Here is a 4,767-nt window from a genome sequence, read left to right as displayed (position 1 = left end):
TCCCAGGCTCAGGGCGTTCGTCGTTCGAAAAACCAAGCAATTGGCTTTTCGTCCGCTGCGCGGACCACTCCTCACCCCGCCTCACTCTTCACCGCCCGCCTTCTGCGCACAGCGCGCTTGGGCTTCTTCGCGCCCGCCAGTTCGTGCATCGCATCCAGCTGCATCTGCTGCATTTCGGCCAGGCGGGTCCATTGGCGCGAGATGAGGTAGTCGAGTTTTTCGTGCAGATGGCGCACTTCGAGCTCGGCCTTGAGGTTGACGCGGTAGTCGTTGAAGGAGCGCAGGCGGTCCTTGGACTCCTGCCGCCGCTGGCTCATCATGATGATCGGCGCCTGGATGGCGGCGATGCAGGAGAGCAGCAGGTTGAGCAGGATGAAGGGGTAGGGGTCGAAGGCGGCGCTCATGCCGGCGATCAGGTTGATGCCGATCCACACCAGCAGCACGCTGCCGAACGAGATCAGGAACCACCAGCTGCCGCCGAAGGAAGCCATGTTGTCGGAGACGCGGTCGGCGAACGTCCGGTGCTCCTCGAATTCCTCTTCCGAGTTTTCGGAAATGGTGTCCTGCCTGGCGATCGATTCGACCACCTGGCGGTCGAGCTCGGAGAATTCGCCGTGCTCCTGCTGGAGAAGCTCCTCCATGTAGCGCATGCGGTAGCGGCCGAGCTCGGCGCGGCTGATGCGGGCGCCGGCCGGCAGGTCGGGATGGTCCGACCGGATGCGGTCGGCGAGGCTTGGGCGCAGCGTGTCGATGCGCACCAGATCGCGCTTGCGGAATTTGCGGCCCGATATGGCCGACGGTTTTTTCTTCGGCTTGCCGCGGTGGGCGCCTGGGCCCGCAGGTTCGGAGTCCGGCACTTCGGGCGTCTCGAAGTGCTCGTCCGACACCGGATCGGCCTCCAGCTCACTGAGGGTCGGCGCCTCGAAATATTCGCCGCCGCTGTCGTGCTGGTTGTCTTCCGCCTGCTCGGGCGTTTTGGGGACGGTGCTCATGATGCGGGCTCCTGAGGGTGCTGGGCGACGTATGCCGCAACATCGCCAGCATCGCGACGGATTTCGTGGGACTACAAGTGTTTTGATCGCTTCCCGACTTCGTCATCCACGGGCGGAGCGGGAGCGAAGCGGACGCGCAGACCCGAGGATCCATGCCGCGACCTGCGAGTGTCGCTTGCGGTGAAGAACTTGCCCGATGTTTGCGCCAATCACCCCCCTCTGTCCTGCCGGACATCTCCCCCGCAAGGAGGGAGATTGACTGTCATCCCGGATTTCGCCAATTTCCACCGTCACATGAGTGAGCGTAGCGCCGAAGCCGCTGATCTCCCCCCTTGCGGGGGTTGAGGAGCGGTCCGCGCAGCGGGCGGAAAGCCAATTGCTTGGCTTTCCGAGCGACGAACATCCGGCAGGACAGAGGGGGGTGCTGTCCCGCCAACGTGCACAAGGTTCTGCACGGCTGCGGGCAATAAAAAACCCGCCTTGCGGGCGGGTCACGTTTCCAGTGGGTCAATTGGCGCGACTCGGCACCATACCCAAAACAGTAGCGTAGCTGCCCTCACCAGTCAAGAAAAAATTCCTATCCATCACCGGGCGCCCAGACGCGAACCGCGCCGCGGCCACTACTGCTCGGCGAACATCAGCCTCGTCTTGGCGCCGTCCATGGTCGGCGACAGGCTCCGCTGGATCAGCGCTTCGACATGGTCGTTGCGCTGGCGGGCTGAGGCGGCGCCCATCACCACGACGATCAGATTGCGGCCGTCGGCATTGTAGGAGGTGACGATGTTGAAGCCCGAGGCCCTGATGTAGCCGGTCTTGATGCCGTCGACGCCGCGTACGCGGCCGAGCATGTCGTTGTGGCCGCGCACCAGCCTGCCGCGGAACATGAAGTCGCTTTCGGAGAAATAGTGGAACTGCTGGGGAAAGCGCTGACGCAGCGCCATGCCGAGCACCGCCATGTCGCGCGCCGTCGTCATCTGGCCATCGTCGGGCAGGCCCGACGCGTTGCGGAAGCTGGTGCTGGTCATGCCGAGCTGGCGGGCTTTGGATGTCATCATGGCGGCGAACTGATCTTCACTGCCGCCGAGATATTCGCCGACCGCCACCGCCACGTCGTTGGCCGATTTGACGACGATGGCGCGGATCGCCGAATCGACGTCGATGCTTTCGCCGCGCCGGAAGCGCAGCTTGGTCGGCGGCTGCGAGGCGGCATGGTCCGAAACCGGGATCTGCGTCTGCTTGGTGACGCGGCCGGACTCCAGCGCCTCGAACAAAAGATACAGCGTCATCATCTTGGTCAGCGAAGCCGGGTAGCGCTGCGCCGTCGAGCTGACCTCGAACAGCTGCTTGCCGGTCCTGGCGTCGACGACGATGGCCGCATATTTCTGCGCCGGCGCGGGTACGGCCAGCACGCTGTCGGGCGGCGTCGTGGCGCAGCCGGCAAGCAGCACCAGCAGGGCGAGTGCCGCAAAAACTCTCTGGATGAGCGGAAGGGGACGCAGGTTGGACAAGGGCAGGACTGTTCTGGGTCGGCTGTTGCTGAGATGAGACGAAGCTAACGTAACGCGGCTGTTGCGTCCATTTGGTTAATGCCGGTTAGCCCCAGGATTGTCGAGGTCTCACAGGACTTGGTTCCTCGCCCCACGAAGTGGGGAGAGGTGGCTCGGCGAAGCCGAGACGGAGAGGGGCTGCGCCCTACGAAGGCCCCCTCTCCGGCCGCTTCGCGGCCACCTCTCCCCCACTGCGTGGGGGCGAGGAACCCAAGCTTGCCATCCGCCCCGAAAACGCCGGTTTTCCCGTGTCTTTCCTTGCCAGGGCCGCGTTTCCCGTGGGAAGGGGCGTGGTATCTCAGGGCTTGGGGGCTTGGCATGACGAACATCGGGGCCGGGGGCGCTGCGCCCTCGCTTATCAGGGCATCGCTCAGCCGCACTGGCAAATGGGCCGGCAGCGTCGCCTTTATCGGGGGTGCCGTATCCGACATCCTCAATCCGCTGGCGCCGTTCGCCGCCTATATCGCGCTGATCGCCGCGGTGGCCGCAATCATCATCGCCATTGCCATCGTGCTCAGGCTGGTGCTGGCGGCCAGAGCGCTGCCGGCCTTGATCTTCGCCACAACAGCAGCGGCCGTCGCCGGCGGCGTCTACGGCCTGCAGCAGCAGACCAACGCCCAGAACGGGGTGATCGCCAGCCTGGTGCCGGCCATTGCCGGGCTGCAGCAGTCGATGGGCATCGTTACCGAAAAAGTGGCCAGGATCGAGCAGACCGTCACGCAGACGCAGAAAACGGTCGAACAGGTCAAGCAGTCGACCGACACGGTGGCGAAGAAGGCCGATGAGATCGCTAACGCCCAGCAGCAGCAGACGCAGCAGACGGCGGAAGTGCAGAAGACCACCGACGAGGTGAAGAAGCAGACCGAGAAGCTGCAAGAAACGACTCAGCAGATCGCCGCCTCGATCGACACCATCGCCAGGGGCTTTGCCGCCCTTGCCGCGCAGGGTGGGGCGATTGCCGAGCCGAAGCGGCCGGACGAGTTCTACCACAATGCCCGCGTCTACGAGTTGTCCGGCGACATGCTCAATGCGCGGCGCTCCTACCTTGCCTTTGCCGGCTTCGATGTCGACGCCATCGATCCCTACACGCGCTTTGCCACGCTGCTTCGGGTGCAGGACGGCAAGGCCGGCGCCCGCGAAGTGTTCGGCGCGCTTGCCGACAAGGGCAAGGCGCTGTCGATCAAGCTGGTGCATATCCAGCAGTTCGACGACGCCCAGCGCGTCGACAAGCTCAAATCCTTCATATCAGCCAATCCAGATTTCGCGCCGGCCTATTTCCTGTTGGCGCAGGAGTTTTCCGAAGACCGGCTCGGCGCCCAGACGCTGGCCGACAAGCGCAACGAGGCCGAGGCGCTGACCAAGTTCACGTCCTACGAGAAGGATGGCGGGCTGCTCACATATTTCGTCGACCAGACGCAACTCGCCGACTGGCTGGACCGCAGCCGCAGCCGGCTGGCAGCGCTTAGCGACGTGCTCGATCCCGCCCGCTTCGTGCCTTCGCTGACGCCGATGCGCTCCAACCAGGGCTGGTCGATGACCATCTCGCTGCCGGAGCCGGCGACGGCCATCTCCTGGCGCATGGGCGACAGCGGTCCGTTCACCGACACCGGTTTTCTGGCCATGAACGACCAGACGACCGGCAAGCCGATGGCCAATCCGAGCTTCGAGATGCCCGACAGCACCGTGGCCGGCATCATCGCCATCAAATATCTCGACATCAGGGGCCGCGAGACCGGCCCGTTCGACATCCGCTTCGACCCGGAGACAGCGCTTCAGCAGGGCAACAAGCAGATCCTCGACCAGTTCTGGACCTCGTGGATCGCCTTCGATGCCAGCGGCAATCACGGGCTGGTCTACTTCACCCAGATGCTGTCCTACCGCTGCGCCATCAAACAGGTGCACTACAGCCTGAACGGCGCGGCGCTCGACAAGGAGATCAAGATGCCGCCTTGCGACAAGAAGGACCCTTACGCCATCCCCTACGACTACCAGCCCTATTTCAAGGTCGCCGACAGCGTGAAATCGATGTCGGTGCAGGTCACCTACACCGACGGCACCAAGTCGCCGGTGCGGGAATACAAGCGGCAGTAGCTGCGCTCACCCTCCCCCTTGTGGGGAGGGCTATCGCACGTGGAATTCTTGAGATGTCTGCCCGGCACGGACCCCCACCCCTAACCCCTCCCCACAAGGGGGAGGGAGACTTCCGTTGGCGCCGACCCAGGCTAGTC

At 64.3% G+C, this 4,767-nt stretch carries 3 protein-coding genes; 1 reads left to right on the top strand and 2 read right to left on the bottom strand.

Annotation, left to right across the window (positions count from 1 at the left end):
* Window positions 1–71: 71 nt before the first annotated feature.
* On the bottom strand, window positions 72–992 hold the full coding sequence (locus tag EOA19_RS34645; protein WP_128306092.1) for a DUF1003 domain-containing protein: 921 nt from the start codon (window positions 990–992) through the stop codon (window positions 72–74).
* Between the two features lie 620 nt (window positions 993–1,612).
* On the bottom strand, window positions 1,613–2,500 hold the full coding sequence (locus EOA19_RS34640; RefSeq protein WP_128306091.1) for a D-alanyl-D-alanine carboxypeptidase family protein: 888 nt from the start codon (window positions 2,498–2,500) through the stop codon (window positions 1,613–1,615).
* A gap of 357 nt (window positions 2,501–2,857) precedes the next feature.
* On the opposite strand from EOA19_RS34640, the gene EOA19_RS34635 reads away from it, so the two are divergent.
* Complete coding sequence (locus EOA19_RS34635) at window positions 2,858–4,630, top strand: methyl-accepting chemotaxis protein (RefSeq protein WP_128306090.1); 1,773 nt, start codon at window positions 2,858–2,860, stop codon at window positions 4,628–4,630.
* The last annotated feature ends 137 nt before the right edge of the window (window positions 4,631–4,767 follow it).

Source organism: Mesorhizobium sp. M7A.F.Ca.US.010.02.1.1, from assembly GCF_004023085.1.
Classification (GTDB): Bacteria; Pseudomonadota; Alphaproteobacteria; order Rhizobiales; family Rhizobiaceae; genus Mesorhizobium.
This window is presented reverse-complemented; position numbering and strand designations above follow the sequence as displayed.

Coding starts and splice junctions, on each gene's coding strand:
- EOA19_RS34635 (WP_128306090.1), top strand. CDS start 2,858: ATGACGAACATCGGGGCCGGGGGCGCTGCGCCCTCGCTTATCAGGGCA.
- EOA19_RS34645 (WP_128306092.1), bottom strand. CDS start 992: ATGAGCACCGTCCCCAAAACGCCCGAGCAGGCGGAAGACAACCAGCAC.